Genomic DNA, 20,663 nt, shown 5'->3' with positions numbered 1-20,663 from the left:
CGCATTCGCGGGGATGACGACAGGCTTTACCGGTCAAATAATTGATCCACATCCATCTGCAACGACTTCACTTCGTCCAGCAATTGCAGTGCAGCAGAACCCTTACCCTGTTTGAAATAATCACTCATTCGCTCTTTATATACATTCCGGGCTTTATCGGCAAAACTGCCACCAGCGTCTCCGTGAACACTTTGAATGACTGCTTTGGGTTTACCGTAGTTATTCAGAAAATAATATTCAGCGTCAGCCGTAATGGATTTTAACTCTGTCCGCTGATCAAGGGCAGCAGAAACATTGCCCTGGTCCAGAGCATTTTTTATTCCATCCACATAATGATTGCGTATTTCCCGGGTACGCTGATCCAGAACCGGGCTGGCTGGTCGAGCTGGCTTGTGAACAACCTGATGGGAGGCAGCAGCCAGAACCACAGCAGGACGGCTGGCAGGCATCAGTCCATCGCTTTTTACTGAAATCATCAAATGTCCCGCATTTCCATGTCGTGCTACCGGATCAGGAATCGGAGGCGGTACAACACCGCGTACCTTAGCGTACTCCTTCTCTTCATTAATCAGTGGCGTTGTGCCTTTTCTTAAAGCATCTGTCGTATAAATCAATAGACAGGCTGGTTTGTCCGGCATTGCACCGCGATTATCAATGGTAAATGAAGTGCCTACACCCTCTTCCGTCGTAAAGCCTGGTTTTTTATACCCGATATGCCCCGGATCAACTTTACTGATCAGCACATTGTTCTGGTCCAGCAATGCGATTTCCGGATAAAACAGCTCATTATCACCCTGTCCGCCATCTCCAAAACGAGAATGATGAATAACAAAACTGTCTATGGCTATTTTGTGCATCCCATGTTCAGGAATCTGGTAGGCCAGCACCGGAGTCAGACCCGATGGCTGCTCAAGCCGGGCCGTAAATTCATTAATCACTACTCTGGCCCTGCCTTTTCCCGGCATCAGTACCAGCGGCTGACAGGTGATATCAGCAATGGAATGAAACGTTTTACCCTGATTCGCATCCGGCAATCCGCCTTCCTGTTCGTCAGCCTGAAACGTTGCACACCCATATCCTGTTGCTATCACGACAGCTATCAGGGCAAAAGTCAGCCCCCTGACCAGAAGTTTCATAATCACACCCCTGTTTGAACCCATAAACTTTGAACTCATAAACAATAGAGCACAGATTATCCGCGTGGTGCGTTTAATGTCGGAAGCCGATGAAAACACAATGTTAAAAGACGAAACAAAGATAAACAAAAAAAGACTTTTCAGTGGTTTGCTGAGTATTAAACCCTGAACTACTTTGGTATGAGGTGAAAATAATTATTCACCTTTAAAACAGAAAAGCCTTCACTATGGTTCTGGAATCTGCTGCAAAACGGCGAGTTTGTCATTCAGAGATGTTCGTATTATTTAAAAAAACCAACAGTAATTTTTAAGACAGACAACAGATATTATTTGTCTGTTGCTGGTCTGCTGACTGTCTGTCAGCAATGCCTCAGGTCTCTGTACAGCTCCTGAATGTCAGGTAGCTCCTAAATGTCAGATAGTTTCCGGATAGTTCAAACACACACAAGGTGTTTTGTCATGACTCAGAAACAGTCCCCGCTGACCAGCGCTCTGCGCTTCGCACTGTACAGCCTGGGAGTCGTTTCGCTGACCACAATATCTGGTCCTGACGCTCTGGCAGAGACGATGGATGAGAAATATGGTTCTGCGGCCGAGAGAATGGATCTTACTTACTATGGATACGTTCGCTCAGGTATTGGCAGCTCCGGTAAAGGGGGTAAGCAGGCCTGTTTTCAGGCGGCTGGCGCGCCCTATAAGCACAGGTTAGGGAATGAATGTGAAACCTATACAGAACAGGCTTTGCAGGCCACACTGGCTACCGATAACGGCACCATATTCAAAATGAATACCCTGATTGCCTACAGTGTTGATCAACAGAAAGATTTCGAAAATCCAAGCGATGATTTTGCTCTCAGGGAAGCCAATATATCCGCTGAAAACATTTTTCCCGCCCTGCCTGGTGCCAGGCTCTGGGCAGGGAAGAAATACTACCAGCGTCACGACATACACCAGATAGACTGGTACTACTGGAATGTTTCAGGCCCGGGTGCTGGCATTGAAGACATTAACGCAGGCTTTGGTAAATTCCACCTGGCATGGATAAGAAATGAAGCTGATGTAATTTTCAGCAGTGAGTACACCCCACCAGACCCGACCACTGATAATCCCTATGATGAAGGAGGGTTCACTTATAAAGAGAGAAAAATTGCCACCAACATCCTTGACCTCAGGCTCAGTGACCTGAAGCTGACAGACGACCTGACTCTGGAACTGGGTCTTAACTACGGCAAGGGATCTCCGGGCGACAAAGTGCCTAACAAAAAAAATTATGACCAAGACGGCTATATGGGAACGGCACAATTATCCTACGCTTTCCCCATGGGCGGATTTAACAACTTTGTCGTGCAATACGCCACCGACGCAATGACCGGCCCCGGAGTGGGATCAGACGGCAGAACCTCACAACCATCCAATTTGTTCAGTGGCAGCAAGATGACCCGGGTTATCAACTTTGGCCAGATTCCCATTATGGATCGTCTGGACGTAACCTATGTACTGGCCTGGACCCAAATGGACTATTCAAAAGATATTGAGAGAACCGCTCTGGCTCCAAACAAACTGGACCTGTACACCATTGGCATACGTCCCCAATGGAAATGGAGCGAACTAACCAGTACCGTTCTGGACTTTGGCTGGGACAAGGTTAAAAATGGTGCCGAGTTTGTCGTGCCACTGCCAAGTACTACGGAACCAAGATATAAAAAAGAATTTGCCGATTCCCAACTCTTCAAGGTCACTCTGGCACAACAATTCCACCCTCGTTTCGGAGCCTGGGTAAGACCGGTTATCCGGGTGTTCGTGACCTATGCCAACTGGGATGAAATCAAGTGTCCTGCCAACGTTGTGAAAAATAGCTGCTACCCGAGTACAGTAGGAATTGGTGGTGACAGAAAACTGATCAGAGAGAACTTTGGCAGGGCAACGGACGGCATGACCTTTGGCGTACAGATGGAAGCCTGGTGGTAAGACGACAACAAACAACTATCTACTCAATCGATTCAGGGTGGATTTATCTGCCCTTTTTTTTGTTTGTTTTTTGATCAATTATTCAAACCAGTTATTTCATCGGCGTCAGAAACCGTTGCCACAAAGTTATACCATAGGTTATCCACAGACTTTGGGGATAACTGCAAAACGTTCTCTGGCGAAATAGCACTCAACCGGAGATGGTATTATAATCCGCGCCTTTTCTACTGAATTCTGAGCCCAACGAACGTTATGAGCACCACCCTTGATGAACGCTTTGGCGGTATCCGCCGCCTCTATGGCATGGACGCTGAAGAAAAACTGGGGCAATCCCACGTTTGCGTAATTGGCATTGGTGGAGTCGGTTCCTGGGCAGCAGAGGCGCTGGCCAGAACGGCTGTGGGTAAAATCACTCTGATTGACCTGGACGATATCTGCATAACCAACATCAACCGACAGTTGCATGCCACAACAGACACCATTGGTCAGTCCAAGTGCGAGGTGATGCAGGCGAGAGTCCGGTCTATTAACCCGAATTGCGACTGCCAGATCATTGAAGACTTTATTACACCGGAAAACATTGCTGAACTGATTACCAGCGAGTTTGACTACGTTCTGGATGCCATTGACAGCTTCCGGGTTAAAGCCGCGCTGATCAATCACTGCAAGCGCAATAAAATACCCATCATTACCACGGGTGGAGCTGGCGGCCAGACCGATCCGACCCAGATTCAGATTACCGACCTGACCAAAACCTGGCACGACCCCCTGGCACGGAAGGTTAAAACCCATCTACGGGATTTTCATGGTTTCAGCAAAAACACCAAACGTAAATTCGGTGTTGACTGTGTTTTTTCCAGTGAACAGGCTGTTTATCCACACCCTGATGGTAGCATCTGTCAGCAAAAACCCAGCGACCTGGGTTCTACCAAAATGGACTGTGCCGGTGGTTTTGGAGCATCGACGGTTGTGACAGCGACCTTTGGCTTTGCAGCAGTCTCCCGAATTATCAAAAAACTGACAGCCTGAAGCTTAATGGTAACGATGCGCCTGCGACAGAATCTCCGACACAATGGCCCTGAGCCCGTTACCTCGTGACGGGCTTAAATGAGTCAACAACCCTGACTGTTCAAAATAGCCATCGATATCAAAACGACTTATGTCGCCCGGTTGCCGACCATTGATTTTCGCCAGAACCAGCGCAATCAAACCACGAATCACCCTGGCATCGGAGTCGGCGGCAAAATACAGCTGCATGGTTTCCTGGTCGTAATAGTGATGAATCCATACGGTACTTTCACAACCATGCAGTCTGGCATCTTCGGTTTTCCAGCTATCCGGCAGCGAGGGCATACGCTTGCCCAACAGCATGATCTGACGGTACTTTTCCTGCCAGTTATGGCTCTCGATCAGGCTGGATGGTACAGGCTGGTCATTGAACGCTTTCATGGTCTGATAAAATTCCGGTAGCTCGGAACGTTGAGCAGACTGCCCCTGAAACTCCTCACCTGTGTGATCTTCAGAAGTCACCAGTAATCTCATTGCAGACAAAAAGCGATCGACATCTTCTTCAGTGTTATAGACCGACAACGAGGCACGGACGGTTCCCGACAAGTTAAGCCGTTCCATCAATGGCATGGTGCAATGGTGACCCGTACGCACAGCAATCCCCTGCTGGTCCAGCAGCAAGCCAATATCCTGATTGTGCAACGTGTCACAAATAAACGACACCACTGATACTTTTTCAGACGCCTGCCCTATCAGTCTGATTCCCGGTATGGCACGCAGACCTGCTTCCGCCTTTTGCCTTAATGAAAGCTCGTATTCAGCCAGATCAGGCATGTTGAGCGACTGTAAAAAATCAAGCGCAGCTGCCATGCCGATCACACCGGTAACATTGGGCGTACCCGCTTCAAATTTGAACGGCAGGGTGTTAAAGCGAGTACCTGAAAAACTGACCTGTTCAATCATCTCGCCACCCGCCTGCCAGGGCGGCATGGCTTCAAGCAGAGCTTTGCGACCGTAAAGTACGCCAATGCCGGTCGGCCCAAATACTTTGTGACCGGAAAACACGTAAAAATCACAACCCAGCCTTTGCACGTCGACGGCCTGGTGCGCCACCATCTGGGCGCCGTCGACCAGAACCAGCGCTCCTGACTCATGAGCCGCAGTGATTATTTCAGCCACCGGCGTGATGGTGCCAATGGCATTAGAGGCGTGGGTGACACAGACTATTCGCGTTTTGTCAGACAGCTGCCTTGTAAAACTGTCCATACACAATTCGCCATCCGGTCGGATATCCACCACTTTGATGACAGCACCTGTTGCTTCCGCCACCAGCTGCCAGGGAACAATATTGGCATGATGCTCCAGACAGGTCAGCAGAACTTCATCCCCAGCCTGAAGGTTTGCCCTGCCCCAGCTGTTGGCTACCAGGTTTATAGCTTCCGTAGCCCCCCGGGTCCAGATGATTTCATCAGAAGATGAGGCATTCAGAAACTGTTGCACCTGCTCCCTTGCCATTTCAAACGCTCTGGTTGACCTGGCACTCAGGTAATGAGACGCACGATGCACATTGGCGTTCTGTTCCCGGTAGTAGCCATTGACTGCTTCTATAACGGATTCAGGCTTTTGCGTTGTTGCCGCATTATCCAGATAAACCAGTGGATAGCCATGAGCCTGTTGACTGAGAATAGGGAACTGTTTGCGGATGGCTTCCGCATCAAACAGAGCCTCCTGTGAAGACTCTTGCGAAGACGGCGTCTTCTTCATGGTATGGATACTTTTACTACTGCTTAGGAATCGGCAGTTTACTGTATATTGAGAAACAAAGTCAGTTTGATCAGTTTGTAAATTGAGGCAATACCTTATTCAGGCAACCTCTGATTCAACGGATAATTCCTTGATTACCCTCGTATTTTTGCCGGGCTTCTAACGCTCAGTGATTACTGACTACCCCAAAGACAGAATGAATAAAACCAACAGACTGGGAGGTTTACTGTCCTCTGGTTTACTGACACTGACGCTTTCAACCCAGGCTCTCCCGAATACAGCGCCCATACCTGAACAGGAAAGCTCTGTCAGCTTTTCTGCGGTGCCTTATGCCTTTCAGTCCGAAGACTGGGGAACAGCGGTTGGTGCATCCGGTATTGTAACGGGCTGGCTGCAACCTCAAATGTCGGTGTTTGCGACAGGCATTGCTTCAAACAATGGTTCCTGGCTGGGCTTTCTGGGTATGAGCAACCTGATGATTCCGGGCCAGAGCCAGTGGCTGGTCGATCTGCAACTGCTAAACAGCTATTACGATGCGACCAATTATTATGTTTCCGGAAATCCTGACTATGACGGTGAGCAGGCGGGAAGTAACGATTCCAGTGCCGATAACTATATTCGCACCTCAGGGAAAGAGTCCCATTACTACGCCCGCTTCCGGTATATCCTGCCGATCGGTGACGGCGTCGATGGCGCACTGGCCAGCATGATGCACCGCAAAGGTGAAACCAATCACGAATCAGGAACCATGAATCCGTTTTCAAATGGATTCACCACTCTGGAAATCCGCCCATTTTATCGGCGCCAGGACCTGGGTGAAGCTATGCCTGCAGAAGACGATACCACGGCCAGAGGCGCTCACTTTATCCTGGATTACGACAACCGGGATTCCACTCAGGAACCGACCACGGGCAATCATCTTGAGTTCAGGGTCACTCAGGACTGGGGCAGTAAAAATCGCAACTCATGGCGTACCTGGGAACTGGGATTCAGTCAGTTTTTCGATATGGGCGACAATCATCTATGGCAACAACAGGTAGTTGCCCTGAATGGCTGGATTGCCGATACGCCAACCTGGAACAAAACAGAAACGGTTAATGGTGTTGAAGAGTACCGGCGGCCATCGTCTTTCTCTGGTGTCTCCCTGGGTGGCTGGCACCGGCTGCGAGGTTACAGCAGCAATCGTTTTCATGGTCGTTCGGCGGTATCCTACAGCGCTGAATACCGGGTAAAGCCTCATTGGCAACCTCTTCAACAGTTACCGTTACTGGGCGACTGGTATGAACTGCCCTGGTGGCAGTGGACAGTGTTTGCCGACGCCGGGCGTGTAGCCGATACATTCAGCGCGCGGGAACTGCACAGTGATATGAAATACAGTGTGGGTGCGGGCATTCGCTTTAAAGCCGAAGGGGTGACTGCCAGAGCTGAGATTGCCACCAGTGAAGAAGGCAGTCGATTCATTATGTTCATCAATCAACCCTTTTGAGTGGGCTGGTACGTTTTACTATGACCCTTTGGCTTTCCTTTATAGTGCTTCGGGAGACCGGGCGATCTGACGACTTTCGATAAACGCCGTCAGTTCGTCCCGAATAAATTCCCGTAGCCAGCGGTGAGCACGGTTCAATGCCCAGTACTCTGGCCATACCATGCTGTAATACACTTCCGGAACATCCATTGGCACATCGCGTACCACAACACCTTCCAGGCTTCGGGCAAAGGTTTGTACCGAACCTGTCGCCAGAAAAACACTGTCGGTACCTTTTACAAGGTTCATACAGCCCATAATGCTGGGAGCGAACGCACGGACTTTAACCTTGTCGCTTAATGAACGAATGTAGTCGTTCATTATCTGATGTGTATTCTGGTCATTTTTCTGCATGATAAACGGAAACTGCAATAACCGTTCCTGGGACAACGGCTCGCGGGCTAACGGATGATCTTCACACACGACCAGGCAAATCTGTTCTTTCATTAACTGGTGACCAGATAAGCCTTCTTCCGGATCACCAATATAACCCACCATGATATCAATTTTGCCATTGCTCACCGTCAGCCCCGGGTGCATAGCCACCAGCTCAAAAGTAAAGTGAGGCGCCTGCTCCCAGACTTTATGAATAATCCCGGGCATAACATCTTCCAGCACCATGTGACCAGTCGCAACACGAAAGTGTCGCTCTGTCGTGGTGGGATCAAACTGCTGGTTTTCAAAAATACTGCTGGCAGCATGAACCACCCGGTTGACCTCTTCGTGCAGGCTCATGGCTTTTTCTGACAGGTAAATATGGTTCCCCTTGCGAATCAGAATCGGGTCATTGAGGGCTTCTCGCAACTGGCCCAGCGTACGGCTCATGGCGGACTGGGTCACATGCATCACCTGTGCAGCCCTGGAAACACTTTGTGTATCCAGCAATGCTTTGAGACCTGGTAACAGATTCAGATTCAGTCGGGACAGATTCATAGATTCACTGGGCAAATCGAAAAGAGGGTGAAAGGTATCACTGAACCGGAAAGGGGAGAAGCCCCGAGAGCGGTTCTACTGATTAAGGACAAATTTTTTGCCCTGCCCGGCCAGCCTCCATAGAGATAATATGGATAAATACGTATTCCAGCTTTCCTTTGTATTGAAATTCGGTACACTGGAGAAGTGCTCTCATAGCAGATTATGACAGAGGATGTCATGGCTGCTTTTCTCAAGCGAAGCTAACAGAGCTGTATGGAGGGTTCATGAGCCATAACAAGTATAAGAATGACGACCTGCAAGACCTTGTGGATAATTACATAGATTCAGGTATGTCCGCCAGGGAATATGTAGAAGCCTGTGTCGACTCTGGTGAAATCAGTGCCGCAGAAGCCCTGAAGCTGCTTTCCGTATTACGAGACGCTCAGTCAGTGACCTTTAAGCTGGCCGAAGTATCAGATCCCGAGCATTCCGGCCTGCAGATGACACTGAAACGAAAAGGGGCTGACCTTGAGCAACCACCACTGTTCAGAATCTTTGTCGACGAAGACTTGAACGAGGATAAAGACGAGGTGATTGACCTGCTGCAGAACTTTGCCAAGGAACTGGCTGTTATTGCCACCCGTGAGGAACTGGCTGGCGGTGAAGCCGTTGACTCAACAGACGAAAACCCGGAAGAGTGGCTGAGCCACCCAAATATCATGCCAGCCAGTGACACCCGTCATTGAAGAACTTAACGAACCTGCAATACCCTTCTAACAATCTAACCATCGCCCAATTCTGTCGGGCGATGGTTATGTACGTCTACTCGTAATGATGACATTCTTTCGCAATCGTTCAAGCTGATCCGGACACTGGATTCCAACACCGGCCTGCATCACCGCCTCCATTGCACAGGCCGTTGCCAGTTCAGCCATCTGATGCAACGGAAAATTGTGGCTTAAACCAAACAGGTAACCACCCAGCAGGGAGTCACCAGCACCAACGGTACTCACAATATTGACACTGTCCGGCTGGGCATGGAGGCAGTCTCCGCCTGCCAGAAACCAGGCTCCGGAATCCCCCATAGACAGTATGACGTGGTCAACAGACTGACTAAGCTCTGTAGCGTTATCCAGCGCCTGAGAAGCTGTCAGCTTTTGTCCTTCAAGCTCCTGCAGTTCCTGCAGGTTAGGCTTAATCAGGTGAGGCTTGACAGACAACGCGGTTCTCAGGGCCTCACCACGCGTATCGACAGCAAGAAAATGCCCTGCATTCCTGATAGCCAGCAGAAACTCCCCAAACGCCTGCTGTGAAACACCTTTCGGCAAACTGCCACAGACGGCAACCAGGCTTCCTGATGGCTGCCTCAGTACAGAGTCCAGAACAGCTTGCAGTACGTCATCCGAAACACACAGACCCGGAAGGTTCAATTCCGTTACCTGGCCCGTTGACTGTTCCACCACTTTTACATTGGTTCGAACACTCCCTTCAACACAGATCTGCCTGAGAGCCACGCCATGGCGGGACAGGTAATCTTCAAACAGCAACCGATGGTTGTTTCCCAGAAGCCCTCCTGCGCTGACCGCGCCACCAAGGTCTGAAACCACCCGGGCAACATTGATTCCTTTGCCTCCGGGGATATCACATTGACTCTCTACAAGATTAAGCGCCCCGGTGGTCAGCTGGTTCAGCATGACTGTCTGATCAAGTGCTGGGTTAAGGGTAATGGTCATTACCGGTGGGATCATTATTTGTCCTTAAAATCCGTTAACAGAACCGGGTAATTGACTGGTAAATCTGGTCTACCTGCTCGGTCACCGCCAGTTTACGGCACAATTCCGTATCATCCAGAGAACAGGCAAGATGACTGAGCATTTTTAGATGCTCTTTACCATTGGCAGCCAGGGCGCACAGAAGAAAGGCCCGGTTGTTATCCCCCCAGTCCACACCCTCTGGAAACTGCATAATAATCATACCACTGTTGTTTATTTCTGAACGACTGCCCGGCACCCCATGCGGTACCGCAATTCCATTATCCAGATAGGTAGACGACAGCAGTTCACGCCTGCACATTCCATGAAAATAGCCAGGTCCAACCATACCTGCCTCAATCAGTTTCAGGCAAGCCTGTTTAAGAGCCCTGTATTTGTTCGGCGCAAACTGACGCAAAAATATATGCGACTTTAATAAGTGATCCATAGAACAGACCATCAGGCTATTAGTTTTCCACAAAGCACCTGGAAGCTTCAGACAGCCAAAAATAAAAATAGAATTTCCGTAATAAAAGCGCATAGTAGCGCGACCATCATTTCATTGTCATATTATTCGTCCTTAGTGTAGAGGCAAAGCAGAAAATACCACTCCCGTCATTCCCGCGAAGGCGGGAATGACGACGGTATGTTTTTACCTGCTCCTGCCCTTAATACAAGACAGTGATTATTCATAAAGATTCATTAATCGAAGCAAACTATAGCTGAACCGATTCAGCTTGTTCATAATAAATTTATCTTAATCATCATTTTTTAATAATTGTTCAAGTAGTGTGTCGTTTAAAAGCAATCTGTGAAATAGCAACTATCCTTCTGTTGTAGGCTACTCGCAGTACTTTACGATGATATGAAACTGGAAGAACTGGCACGTCTGGCAGGTGTTTCCAAAGCAACAGCCAGTATAATTCTGAACGGTCGTGCTGAGCAGTACCGCATCAGCAAGTTGACACAGGAACGGGTGACAGCCCTGGCCGAAAAGTACCATTACATTGCCAATGTCCAGGCGGCTGGTCTGCGTAACCATACCAGTCAACTGGTCGCGCTGATCGTTCCTGAACTCACACACCGGGGCTTTGCCAGTTTTGCCAGAGCCCTTGAACTGCGACTCAGGGAACTGGGCTATCACCTTCTGGTAAGCTGCTCAGAAGATGACCCGGAAGTAGAAGCCTGTGCGCTTCGCGCACTGATTGGACATCAGGTCGATGCCATCGTCACCGTCAGCTGCCACAGTAGTGACCAGATGTACCAAAGACTCACTGATAACCGCATTCCAGTCATCCTGATAGACCGGAAAATTCCAGACAGCAGCTATCCCTGTATTATCAGTAACGATCTGGAAACTTCGCTGCAGCTGACATCACTGCTGCTGGAATCCAGCCAGCAGCAACCTGTCTATCTGGGTGGTGTCCCGGGCATGCGTAACAGCCTGAATCGTCTGCAGGGCTATCGGGAAATATTAGATAACGCCGGCATAGACATTAACGAAGATTATATTTTTCACCACAGTTACACGGCTGAAGCTGGCTATGGAATGATCACGGAGTATTTCAGTCAACATCATGCGCTACCGGAAAACCTGCTGACAGCTTCGTTTACCTTGATGGAAGGTGTTTTGTCCTTTGTTCGGGAACACTATGCTTTATTACCTGAAGCACTGAACTGGGCAACGTTTGGCAATAACATGATTCTTGACCTGTTGCCATTTTCCATCCACTCCGCCCCGCAGGACTATACGTCTATGGCTGAACACACGACTAACCTGTTGCTGTCCAGTCTTGCTGGCGATTCAGAACATCAAGCGATTGTCCTGTCCCGTGACATAATCCGACGCTGATAATCAGTCGTCAGCAAATATTTTCAAAGGATAATGAGAGGGTCCTGGGCATTAACCAGCCCGGATTTATATCCGGGCTATGGGTCTGTCAGGTTTTCAATTCACCATCAAGATAAAAGCATTCCAGCTTTCTCAGATAAGGTTTAATATCACCAATATTGCTGGCGACCCACTGCTTATCGTAACAGGTGTCAAGGTAGCGCTCACCGCTGTCACAGATCAGGGTAACCACCGACCCGGTTTCGCCACGGGCTTTCATCTCACTGGCTATCTGCAAGGCTCCAAAGAGGTTAGTGCCGGTACTGGGACCAACTTTCCTGCCTAACAGTTTTTCCAGCCAGTGGACGGTGGCAATTGAAGCGGCATCGGGAATATGGCGCATTTCATCAACCACTCCGGGTATAAAGGATGGTTCAACCCTTGGCCGTCCAATGCCTTCAATACGGGAACCCGCATCCAGCGTCAGGGACTCATCACCGGTTTTGTAGTAATTCAGAAAAACTGAATTATCCGGGTCAACAACACACAACCGTGTATTCAACTGCTGATAACGGATATAGCGACCAATGGTTGCAGAAGTGCCGCCGGTTCCGGGACTCATCACAACAAACCTCGGTTCAGGATGTTGTTCCCGCCGCATCTGCTCAAACATGGAATTGGCGATATTGTTATTGCCTCGCCAGTCTGTGGCACGTTCTGCGTAAGTAAACTGATCCATATAATGACCGTTCAGCTCTTTCGCCAGCCGTCTGGACTCTGCATAAATCTGGCTGGAATGATCCACCAGATGGCAGCGGCCGCCATAAAACTCAATCTGACGAATCTTTTTACTGGCGGTACTCTTGGGTATCACAGCAATAAATGGCAACCCCAGCAGGCGGGCAAAGTAAGCTTCGGAAATAGCTGTACTGCCGGAGGAAGATTCAATCACAGGCGTACCTTCTTTTATCCAGCCGTTACACAGGGCGTAAAGGAACAAAGAGCGTGCAAGCCGGTGCTTCAAACTGCCAGTAGGATGTGTACTCTCATCTTTCAGGTACAGGTCTATGCCGTTAACAGACGGCAGATCAAGTTTTATCAAATGTGTGTCTGCACTGCGCTGAAAGTCTGCCTCAATCTTACGAACAGCGTCATTCACCCACTGATGAGCGTTATCCATAATGCCTCCTCAAATCCTGAAAATAAGTAATACCTCATTTATTGTAAGCAGCCTTAGTCAGAAATAATTTTCTTTCTCAGGGCTTAAAACCCTGGCTTAAAGAGTAACTTTCTGCGAATAGCACAATATGAAGAATATTTTCCCTGACAGTCGGCCTACCGAACGATTAATGCTAAATACCGTACAACAATCACTCTTTCTATCACACTGAACATATGTTCAAAAAAACATATCGTTTTTCAACGCAATAAGCGTCACTGGACAAGCTTTGCTCTGGATCAACAATTATTATCGAATTTTATTAAAGAATTAACAATAAACCTTTATTACTGAATTGACTGTGTTAGCATGGATGCATCGGCTGAATTGCTGAAATTATACTCAGTATTCAGTTTAATTTGTGTTATCACACAATCCTTCGTCTCACACGCAGGCATAGACGACCATTTTAATATGCCTCCTTTAAGTAGAGAACGTAAGAGGACAATTTATTTAATTGATACAGGTATTAAACAATGAATAACTACAATTGCGATCAAACCGTGCCATGCACCGAAACAGAAAATAATACTCTGGCTAACTGTAAGAAAAATAACTGGCGTCAACGCTGGGAACGAATGGATGAAACCTCCCAGGAAAGCAAATGGCGCCGGGAAGGTAAGCTGAAATAAGCATTCAAAACGACAGAACACCCAGTCTGACCATTTAACAACAGTCAGCTGCTCCAAGGCTCAATATATATCCACAGAGCCTGTTTTTTATAATTGATGGGTGTTATAAGAAAGGATTCATTACGAATCCTTTTTTTGTTTAATCCCTGAACACACTAATCTTTGCAGCGCTCAACAACCTCTTCATAATTCAATGAGCCACCGAATATATCCAATGCACTGCCTATTGTGATGTGGATTCGATTTCTACCCGCAGTCCTGACGGCTTCAATATCCTCAATAGAGGCTATTCCTCCTGCATAAGTCACCGGAATCGGTGAATGTTCGGCCAGCAGGGCAACCAGTTGCAAATCCGGTCCGGCCATCATTCCCTCAACAGAGGCTGCATGAACCAGAAACTCGGCACAGGAGTCCGCCAGTTCATGGAGCGTTTCTCTGGATATTTCCGTTTCTGTAAACGTCTGCCACCGGTCTGTCACGATATAGTAACGCCCGTCTTTCTTCTTACAGGACAAATCCAGAACCAGTCGTTCGCGCCCTACGGCACTGACCAGTTTTTTCAAATTATCCTGATGGACCTTCCCTTCCCGAAATACATAAGAGGTTACCACAACGTGGGAAGCCCCCATTGCCAGATAGTCAGCTGCATTGTCAGCCGTAATTCCACCACCCACCTGCAACCCATCGGGCCAGGCTGCAAGGGCCTGCTCTGCGGCAGCCTCATTACCCGGTCCAAGCTTTATAACGTGTCCGCCCTGAAGGTTATCTTTGCGATAAAGCGATGCAAACTCTGCCGGTGAACGGTCACTCTCGAAGTTAACGGCGGCTGAATTATCTGAATCCGATAACGAACTGCCGACAATCTGTTTGACCTTGCCATTGTGAAGATCAATACAGGGACGAAACTGCATAAACAACAACCTTTGAACAATTCATAGACAGCCACTCATAACCAGCAACTGATTAAAAGCCTGAATGCTATTCTGGCACCAGCAGATTTTTCCGCAGCTGGCTGATTTCTTTCGATGTCATATCAAGACATTGCCTTGCATAGTGAGCAAAGCTACCACACTCTTCATTGATATGGCTGAATGTGGCCTGTAAAAACTCTTTCTGAACACTCAGCAGCGGACGCAGAAGATCAGGGTTCACCCCTTCTGGCATCCAGCTGAATGTCACTTTACCCGTAGTGCGCGCTTCAATATATTCCGCAGACAGCTCATTAGACAGCAGGAAATCATCCATTATCAGTATGTCGGTAACCCCCAGTAACTTCAGCAGTAAAGCCGTTGCCACTCCCGTTCGGTCTTTACCAGCTGTACAGTGATAAAGCTGAGGGTAACTGTCATCACTGAGCAGGCTATGCAGCCACTCGGCATAAACATAACTGAAATCAATGACCATACTGCGATACAGTTCGCCCAGCCATCGGACCACCTCCTCAGCTGAATCGACATTCTGCAACACCCGCATCACTTCAGCACGACCATTATCCCCCATAACCGGTATAGGTCGATGAACAATGTCAATATCATTCACCGACCATTGATGAGGCGTATTTTTCTGTTCAAGGCTGGAGCGGAAGTCAGTAACAACCTTTAGCTGCAGGGTGTCCAGTCGTTTCTGACTTTCACTGGAAAGTTGTGCAACCGAATCAGAGCGATAGAGTTTTCCGGCAGCAACAGTCTTACCGTCCTGCGTACGGATACCAGCCAGAGTGCGAAGATTGTGGGGCGTCCCCATGGGAATATGGCGCTGATGTTTGCTCAGCGAGCCAGGAGGAAAGCAATTCAGGGATTCATCTGTAATCTCTATCGACACGGTCAATCCTGTACCCAATGCTTTATAATTTATTCTCTTAGCTTAACTGTTTTTAATCCCAGTCACGAGGTCTTGTAGATGCACATCTGGGTCGATGCCGATGCCTGTCCAAATTTAATCAAAGAAATCCTGTTCCGTGCCGCCGAACGAGTCAGGGTACCTTTGACTCTGGTGGCAAATCAGTATTTGCGTACGCCACCATCCCCCCTGATAAAAGCAGTACAGGTACCCGCCGGCTTCGATGTCGCAGACAATTACATCGCCCAGCACGTTCAACCCGATGACCTGGTCATCACCGCAGATATTCCTCTTGCTGCTGAAATTGTCAGCAAACAGGCTCTGGCACTGAACCCAAGAGGTGAGTTGTATACAAAAGAAAATGTGCAGCAGCGTTTATCTATGAGAAACTTTATGGACGAGCTGCGCAGTAGCGGTGTCGATACTGGTGGGCCTTCATCCCTCTCTGCTCAGGACCGTCAGGCTTTTGCGAACCAGTTAGACCGGTTGCTGGCAAAGTACTCATAAATGTTTGTTGCCAGCCTCAGTGACTGGCAACAAACCATCTGCTTACATGCTTTTCACGGGCTCCGCTTTAACATCCAGTGCCGCTTTATCCAGATTCAAAGGGTAGTGGCTCTGGCTGGTGTAAAGCAGCTTGCCATTCTGACGCACTTCTACAGAGATTGCGTACGTATGACCCGCCTGAATCAGGTGTGGAGCATAAGCCAGGTCAAAAGCGACCGGCCCGTGAATCTCACCTTTAATCTTGATCTTCTGTTCGCCAATGGTCTGTAAATGGGTATCCTGCTTACTCACGTCACTAAGCCGGATCATCATCTGAGAATTGCGGGGGAAACTCCCTGTGGAAGAATGCACTTCGCCCCTGACACGACCTGATTCAGCCATAAAAACGATTGAGTCCTGACCACCTGCTTCTTTCAGAACCAGCATCCTGCCGTCCATAAGCATCTGGTTCGTTTTCTGCAGCGTAGTATGGAACGCCATCTCCTGCTGCATCACAGGTTCCCGGCAAGCCATCATTGTTGAGCCAATACGTCCAAATGAGACCTCGCCCTGCTCTATCTGATAGCCACCAAAATAACTGTTACAAGGTCCTCTGCCATTTACCTTACCCTGAGAGGCAGAACCCTGCGTCAGCTCCATCGTAATTCGTTTTCCACCAACCGGAGCTTCCCCATTGAGTGAACTCATTACCCAGATCTGCCCCTGTAGCATGTCCGGCGTGACAACAACAGGCTTATGCGTTGAACTGCAGGCTGCCAGCATAGAGCTAACGGTCAATACCGTCGCAAAACGGCCAATGGTTCTCATGATATCTATCGCACCTCTTACAGATTGAACTTCAGAGTCCAGGAGATTGTTGCAACTCCAGTGGGATGGAGACAGTACCCGGAATATTACGCCTGACAACCGGTTCGGTGAAGTTATCGGAAGTAAGCTCACCGTAAAATTCAATAACTTCAGAATTTAAAATGGTTTTTCCATGACATTTGCCAAAAAAGCACAGTATGATCTTTACTCGAATCAACCTGCTTATGACTGATCATGAATCGCTACCCACTCCCAAAACCACCTATGCTCAACAGGGCTTACAGCCTTGGGGAAGAAATAGCCAATAGCGTAACCCACGGTATTGGAGCCATGCTAAGTGTAGCAGGGCTGACACTGTTAGTGACTTACGCGGCCATACAAGGCGACGCCTGGCGTGTAGTTAGTTTCAGTATTTACGGCGGAAGCATGATACTTCTGTTTCTCATGTCGACCCTTTACCACAGTTTCCAGAACGAAAAAGTAAAACAGGTCTTCAAACTGCTGGATCACTGTGCCATTTATTTACTCATTGCGGGAACTTACACACCTTTCCTGCTGGTTACCCTCAGGGGAACGACGGGATGGATACTTTTTGCCATCATCTGGTTGCTGGCATTCACAGGCATTATCTTTAAGCTGGCATTCAGGAACCGTTTCAAAAAGCTTTCGCTGCTGACCTATGTAGCAATGGGCTGGCTGGCACTGTTTGTAGGACAGGAGCTGACCCGGAGCCTGTCAGCCGGCGGGATGGCCTGGTTAATTGCTGGCGGGCTGGCCTACACACTGGGCGTATTATTCTATGTCTGGAAAAAGCTGCCCTATAACCATGCCATCTGGCATCTGTTTGTATTAGCCGGAAGCCTTTGTCACTACACAACTATTTTTGTTTATGTTTTGCCTGACAGCTAACCTGAACAACCCCTGACCGGCTATCCAGCAAGAACTGGCAGGCAGATTCCGGAGTCCCGGTCAGGCTCCTTTACTGGCAGGTCTGGAACTTTCCCGATGATTAAAAGTCGAATACTGGGTTATCTGTAAACTCAGGCGTATTTGATGAATATTGACAAGGATTGCCCCATTTGCATTGAAACGCGCTTAAATGACAATGACAAAGTGCAGCACGACAACGGCACCTGCAATAAGTTTTTCCACCGGACCTGTATAAAAACCTGGGTAGAAACTAAAATTCGTAATGAACCTAACGTTGATGAACCCGGGCCAATCGCCTGTCCAGCCTGTAGAGTGAGAGAAGGTTTCTCTGAGCTGATTCAGATAGAAAGAGGCATTCGAAGAAAAGTAGATGCTGAGAATGAGCCGATAATGACTTTATTCGAGCGCCCAGGGCGCAGAGGCAACGGGATTCTGGTGGTACGCAGACGGGATTTACCTATTCTTTTCCGCTTTGCAACAATAGCTGTTGTTACGGTTGCTGTCGTCCTTGGCACATCCTATATGAGACAAAGGTGACTTGATGGCTGGCACTAACAATCATCAGCAATTTCTCGTACATAACAAAAAGCCCGACAGATTGCTCTGTCGGGCTTTCTTAATTTAGCGCCTGACAATGACCTACTCTCACATGGGGAATCCCCACACTACCATCGGCGATGTATCGTTTCACTTCCGAGTTCGGGATGGGATCGGGTGGTTCCAACACTCTATGGTTATCAGGCAAATTTTGTGTGTTTCCAAGTCTTACGAATAATTGCTTCGAAACAAAAACGCCGGAATTAATCCAGCGTCTTGTAATTAAGTGCCTGGCGATGACCTACTCTCACATGGGGAATCCCCACACTACCATCGGCGATGTGTCGTTTCACTTCCGAGTTCGGGATGGGATCGGGTGGTTCCAACACTCTATGGTCACCAGGCAAAACTGGTTTGAGTCTCTAGTGTCTAGAAGCTAGTTACTAGTTACTCTGGAATCTTCAACTTAAGCTGTATTTCTTGCTCTACACTCTCTAGTGCATGGCACCAAATCGCTTTGGCGTTATATGGTCAAGCCTCTCGAGTCATTAGTACTGGTTAGCTCAACGCCTCACAACGCTTACACACCCAGCCTATCAACGTCGTAGTCTTCAACGTCTCTTATGGAGGATCTAGTCCTCAGGGAAGTCTCATCTTGAAGGGGGCTTCCCGCTTAGATGCTTTCAGCGGTTATCCCGTCCGAACTTAGCTACCGGGCAATGCGTCTGGCGACACAACCCGAACACCAGTGGTTCGTCCACTCCGGTCCTCTCGTACTAGGAGCAGCTCTCCTCAAACTTCCAACGTCCACGGCAGATAGGGACCGAACTGTCTCACGACGTTCTAAACCCAGCTCGCGTACCACTTTAAATGGCGAACAGCCATACCCTTGGGACCGGCTTCAGCCCCAGGATGTGATGAGCCGACATCGAGGTGCCAAACACCGCCGTCGATGTGAACTCTTGGGCGGTATCAGCCTGTTATCCCCGGAGTACCTTTTATCCGTTGAGCGATGGCCCTTCCATTCAGAACCACCGGATCACTAAGACCTACTTTCGTACCTGCTCGACATGTACGTCTCGCAGTCAAGCTGGCTTGTGCCTTTACACTAACCGCACGATGTCCGACCGTGCTTAGCCAACCTTCGTGCTCCTCCGTTACTCTTTGGGAGGAGACCGCCCCAGTCAAACTACCCACCACACAATGTCCCCGATCCCGGTAAGGGACCTGGGTTAGAACCTCAATATTGCCAGGGTGGTATTTCAAGGTTGGCTCCATGCAGACTGGCGTCCACACTTCAAAGCCTCCCACCTATCCTACACAAGCAACATCAAGATCCACTGTGAAGCTGTAGTAAAGGTTCACGGGGTCTTTCCGTCTAGCCGCGGATACACTGCATCTTAACAGCGATTTCAATTTCACTGAGTCTTGGGTGGAGACAGCGTGGCCATCGTTACGCCATTCGTGCAGGTCGGAACTTACCCGACAAGGAATTTCGCTACCTTAGGACCGTTATAGTTACGGCCGCCGTTTACCGGGGCTTCGATCAAGAGCTTCGCCTAAGCTAACCCCATCAATTAACCTTCCGGCACCGGGCAGGCGTCACACCGTATACGTCCACTTACGTGTTAGCACAGTGCTGTGTTTTTAATAAACAGTCGCAGCCACCTGGTATCTTCGACCAGCCGGTGCTTACGGGGCAAGCCCTTCACACCAGCCGGCGCACCTTCTCCCGAAGTTACGGTGCCATTTTGCCTAGTTCCTTCACCCAAGTTCTCTCAAGCGCCTTGGTATTCTCTACCTGACCACCTGTGTCGGTTTGGGGTACGGTCCCTTTTGACCTGAAGCTTAGAAGTTTTTCCTGGAAGCATGGCATCAACCACTTCCCGGCCGTAGCCGGTTCGTCATCAGTTCTCGGCTTTGTGGGTCCGGATTTGCCTGAACCCACAGCCTACGACCTTAAACACGGATAACCATCACCGTGCCGGCCTAGCCTTCTCCGTCACTCCGTCGCAGTCAAAAGGGGTACAGGAATATTAACCTGTTTCCCATCGATTACGTCTTTCGACCTCACCTTAGGGGCCGACTCACCCTGCGCCGATTAGCGTTGCGCAGGAACCCTTGGTCTTCCGGCGGGGGAGGATCTCACTCCCCTTATCGTTACTCATGTCAGCATTCGCACTTGTGATACGTCCAGCATGCCTCCCGGCACACCTTCAACCGCTTACACAACGCTCCTCTACCGCTCAATACAAAGTATTGAACCCGTAGCTTCGGTGAATAGTTTGAGCCCC

Annotated in this window: 18 protein-coding genes and 3 rRNA genes (1 of these 21 only partly in view); 9 read left to right on the top strand and 12 right to left on the bottom strand. The window is 48.9% G+C overall.

Going from position 1 to position 20,663, the window contains the following annotated elements:
• Positions 1–26 precede the first annotated feature (26 nt).
• Positions 27–1,136 (bottom strand): MalM family protein, encoded by a 1,110-nt coding sequence (locus V5J35_RS16910; protein WP_354008270.1) that lies wholly within the window; start codon positions 1,134–1,136, stop codon positions 27–29.
• A 459-nt stretch (positions 1,137–1,595) separates the two neighbouring features.
• On the opposite strand from V5J35_RS16910, the gene lamB reads away from it, so the two are divergent.
• On the top strand, positions 1,596–3,104 hold the full coding sequence (gene lamB / locus V5J35_RS16905; protein WP_354008269.1) for a maltoporin LamB: 1,509 nt from the start codon (positions 1,596–1,598) through the stop codon (positions 3,102–3,104).
• Between the two features lie 252 nt (positions 3,105–3,356).
• Positions 3,357–4,133 carry a tRNA cyclic N6-threonylcarbamoyladenosine(37) synthase TcdA gene (gene tcdA / locus V5J35_RS16900; protein WP_354008268.1) on the top strand — a complete coding sequence of 259 codons (777 nt, stop codon included), beginning with the start codon at positions 3,357–3,359 and terminating at the stop codon, positions 4,131–4,133.
• A 3-nt stretch (positions 4,134–4,136) separates the two neighbouring features.
• Here tcdA and V5J35_RS16895 read toward each other — a convergent pair whose 3' ends face one another.
• Complete coding sequence (locus V5J35_RS16895) at positions 4,137–5,876, bottom strand: SufS family cysteine desulfurase (RefSeq protein WP_354008267.1); 1,740 nt, start codon at positions 5,874–5,876, stop codon at positions 4,137–4,139.
• A gap of 196 nt (positions 5,877–6,072) precedes the next feature.
• On the opposite strand from V5J35_RS16895, the gene V5J35_RS16890 reads away from it, so the two are divergent.
• On the top strand, positions 6,073–7,362 hold the full coding sequence (locus tag V5J35_RS16890) for a BamA/TamA family outer membrane protein (RefSeq protein WP_354008266.1): 1,290 nt from the start codon (positions 6,073–6,075) through the stop codon (positions 7,360–7,362).
• 39 nt (positions 7,363–7,401) lie between these two features.
• Here the strand turns inward: V5J35_RS16890 and V5J35_RS16885 are convergent, their stop codons facing one another.
• Complete coding sequence (locus tag V5J35_RS16885) at positions 7,402–8,334, bottom strand: LysR family transcriptional regulator (protein WP_354008265.1); 933 nt, start codon at positions 8,332–8,334, stop codon at positions 7,402–7,404.
• Positions 8,335–8,600: 266 nt separating this feature from the next.
• Between V5J35_RS16885 and V5J35_RS16880 the strand changes: the two genes are divergently transcribed.
• Complete coding sequence (locus V5J35_RS16880) at positions 8,601–9,062, top strand: hypothetical protein (protein WP_354008264.1); 462 nt, start codon at positions 8,601–8,603, stop codon at positions 9,060–9,062.
• Positions 9,063–9,128: 66 nt separating this feature from the next.
• Here V5J35_RS16880 and V5J35_RS16875 read toward each other — a convergent pair whose 3' ends face one another.
• Entirely contained in the window at positions 9,129–10,064 is a 936-nt protein-coding gene (locus V5J35_RS16875; protein WP_354008263.1) for a 1-phosphofructokinase family hexose kinase, read from the bottom strand.
• Positions 10,065–10,083: 19 nt separating this feature from the next.
• Positions 10,084–10,515 (bottom strand): PTS mannitol transporter subunit IIA, encoded by a 432-nt coding sequence (locus V5J35_RS16870; protein ID WP_354008262.1) that lies wholly within the window; start codon positions 10,513–10,515, stop codon positions 10,084–10,086.
• Between the two features lie 417 nt (positions 10,516–10,932).
• Between V5J35_RS16870 and V5J35_RS16865 the strand changes: the two genes are divergently transcribed.
• The gene (locus V5J35_RS16865; RefSeq protein WP_354008261.1) at positions 10,933–11,919 is read left to right on the top strand and encodes a LacI family DNA-binding transcriptional regulator; all 987 of its coding nucleotides are present in this window, start codon (positions 10,933–10,935) and stop codon (positions 11,917–11,919) included.
• Between the two features lie 88 nt (positions 11,920–12,007).
• Here the strand turns inward: V5J35_RS16865 and V5J35_RS16860 are convergent, their stop codons facing one another.
• Positions 12,008–13,078, bottom strand: a complete 1,071-nt coding sequence (locus V5J35_RS16860) for a PLP-dependent cysteine synthase family protein (RefSeq protein ID WP_354008260.1) — start codon at positions 13,076–13,078, stop codon at positions 12,008–12,010.
• A 515-nt stretch (positions 13,079–13,593) separates the two neighbouring features.
• Here V5J35_RS16860 and V5J35_RS16855 point away from each other — a divergent pair.
• Positions 13,594–13,749: a hypothetical protein gene (locus V5J35_RS16855; RefSeq protein ID WP_262599882.1), complete on the top strand. Its 156-nt coding sequence runs from the start codon at positions 13,594–13,596 to the stop codon at positions 13,747–13,749.
• A gap of 155 nt (positions 13,750–13,904) precedes the next feature.
• On the opposite strand, the gene hisA is transcribed toward V5J35_RS16855, so the two are convergent.
• Together hisA and V5J35_RS16845 are read right to left on the bottom strand one after the other, a co-directional pair.
• Positions 13,905–14,660 (bottom strand): phosphoribosylformimino-5-aminoimidazole carboxamide ribotide isomerase, encoded by a 756-nt coding sequence (gene hisA, locus V5J35_RS16850; protein ID WP_354008259.1) that lies wholly within the window; start codon positions 14,658–14,660, stop codon positions 13,905–13,907.
• Positions 14,661–14,727: 67 nt separating this feature from the next.
• Positions 14,728–15,570: a tyrosine-protein phosphatase gene (locus V5J35_RS16845; RefSeq protein WP_354008258.1), complete on the bottom strand. Its 843-nt coding sequence runs from the start codon at positions 15,568–15,570 to the stop codon at positions 14,728–14,730.
• Between the two features lie 78 nt (positions 15,571–15,648).
• Here V5J35_RS16845 and V5J35_RS16840 point away from each other — a divergent pair, with 78 nt between their 5' ends.
• Positions 15,649–16,095 carry a YaiI/YqxD family protein gene (locus V5J35_RS16840; protein ID WP_354008257.1) on the top strand — a complete coding sequence of 149 codons (447 nt, stop codon included), beginning with the start codon at positions 15,649–15,651 and terminating at the stop codon, positions 16,093–16,095.
• A gap of 42 nt (positions 16,096–16,137) precedes the next feature.
• Here V5J35_RS16840 and V5J35_RS16835 read toward each other — a convergent pair whose 3' ends face one another.
• On the bottom strand, positions 16,138–16,902 hold the full coding sequence (locus V5J35_RS16835) for an META domain-containing protein (protein WP_354008256.1): 765 nt from the start codon (positions 16,900–16,902) through the stop codon (positions 16,138–16,140).
• 234 nt (positions 16,903–17,136) lie between these two features.
• On the opposite strand from V5J35_RS16835, the gene trhA reads away from it, so the two are divergent.
• Together trhA and V5J35_RS16825 are read left to right on the top strand one after the other, a co-directional pair.
• Positions 17,137–17,811, top strand: a complete 675-nt coding sequence (gene trhA / locus V5J35_RS16830; protein WP_354008255.1) for a PAQR family membrane homeostasis protein TrhA — start codon at positions 17,137–17,139, stop codon at positions 17,809–17,811.
• A 144-nt stretch (positions 17,812–17,955) separates the two neighbouring features.
• Positions 17,956–18,369: an RING finger domain-containing protein gene (locus tag V5J35_RS16825; protein WP_354008254.1), complete on the top strand. Its 414-nt coding sequence runs from the start codon at positions 17,956–17,958 to the stop codon at positions 18,367–18,369.
• 89 nt (positions 18,370–18,458) lie between these two features.
• Here the strand turns inward: V5J35_RS16825 and rrf (V5J35_RS16820) are convergent.
• The 3 genes from rrf (V5J35_RS16820) to V5J35_RS16810 all read right to left on the bottom strand — a co-directional run.
• A 5S ribosomal RNA gene (gene rrf / locus V5J35_RS16820) occupies positions 18,459–18,574 on the bottom strand.
• Between the two features lie 83 nt (positions 18,575–18,657).
• Positions 18,658–18,773: ribosomal RNA gene (rrf, locus tag V5J35_RS16815) — 5S ribosomal RNA — on the bottom strand.
• Positions 18,774–18,896: 123 nt separating this feature from the next.
• A 23S ribosomal RNA gene (locus V5J35_RS16810) occupies positions 18,897–20,663 on the bottom strand (it continues 1,126 nt past the right edge of the window).

The organism is Endozoicomonas sp. NE40 (assembly GCF_040549045.1).
GTDB lineage: Bacteria > Pseudomonadota > Gammaproteobacteria > Pseudomonadales > Endozoicomonadaceae > Endozoicomonas_A > Endozoicomonas_A lisbonensis.
Note: the sequence above shows the minus strand (reverse complement) of the source record. Positions and strands in the feature narration are given on the sequence as shown.

Coding starts and splice junctions, on each gene's coding strand:
- V5J35_RS16910 (WP_354008270.1), bottom strand. CDS start 1,136: ATGAAACTTCTGGTCAGGGGGCTGACTTTTGCCCTGATAGCTGTCGTG.
- lamB (WP_354008269.1), top strand. CDS start 1,596: ATGACTCAGAAACAGTCCCCGCTGACCAGCGCTCTGCGCTTCGCACTG.
- tcdA (WP_354008268.1), top strand. CDS start 3,357: ATGAGCACCACCCTTGATGAACGCTTTGGCGGTATCCGCCGCCTCTAT.
- V5J35_RS16895 (WP_354008267.1), bottom strand. CDS start 5,876: ATGAAGAAGACGCCGTCTTCGCAAGAGTCTTCACAGGAGGCTCTGTTT.
- V5J35_RS16890 (WP_354008266.1), top strand. CDS start 6,073: ATGAATAAAACCAACAGACTGGGAGGTTTACTGTCCTCTGGTTTACTG.
- V5J35_RS16885 (WP_354008265.1), bottom strand. CDS start 8,334: ATGAATCTGTCCCGACTGAATCTGAATCTGTTACCAGGTCTCAAAGCA.
- V5J35_RS16880 (WP_354008264.1), top strand. CDS start 8,601: ATGAGCCATAACAAGTATAAGAATGACGACCTGCAAGACCTTGTGGAT.
- V5J35_RS16875 (WP_354008263.1), bottom strand. CDS start 10,064: ATGATCCCACCGGTAATGACCATTACCCTTAACCCAGCACTTGATCAG.
- V5J35_RS16870 (WP_354008262.1), bottom strand. CDS start 10,515: ATGGATCACTTATTAAAGTCGCATATATTTTTGCGTCAGTTTGCGCCG.
- V5J35_RS16865 (WP_354008261.1), top strand. CDS start 10,933: ATGAAACTGGAAGAACTGGCACGTCTGGCAGGTGTTTCCAAAGCAACA.
- V5J35_RS16860 (WP_354008260.1), bottom strand. CDS start 13,078: ATGGATAACGCTCATCAGTGGGTGAATGACGCTGTTCGTAAGATTGAG.
- V5J35_RS16855 (WP_262599882.1), top strand. CDS start 13,594: ATGAATAACTACAATTGCGATCAAACCGTGCCATGCACCGAAACAGAA.
- hisA (WP_354008259.1), bottom strand. CDS start 14,660: ATGCAGTTTCGTCCCTGTATTGATCTTCACAATGGCAAGGTCAAACAG.
- V5J35_RS16840 (WP_354008257.1), top strand. CDS start 15,649: ATGCACATCTGGGTCGATGCCGATGCCTGTCCAAATTTAATCAAAGAA.
- V5J35_RS16835 (WP_354008256.1), bottom strand. CDS start 16,902: ATGAGAACCATTGGCCGTTTTGCGACGGTATTGACCGTTAGCTCTATG.
- trhA (WP_354008255.1), top strand. CDS start 17,137: ATGAATCGCTACCCACTCCCAAAACCACCTATGCTCAACAGGGCTTAC.
- V5J35_RS16825 (WP_354008254.1), top strand. CDS start 17,956: ATGAATATTGACAAGGATTGCCCCATTTGCATTGAAACGCGCTTAAAT.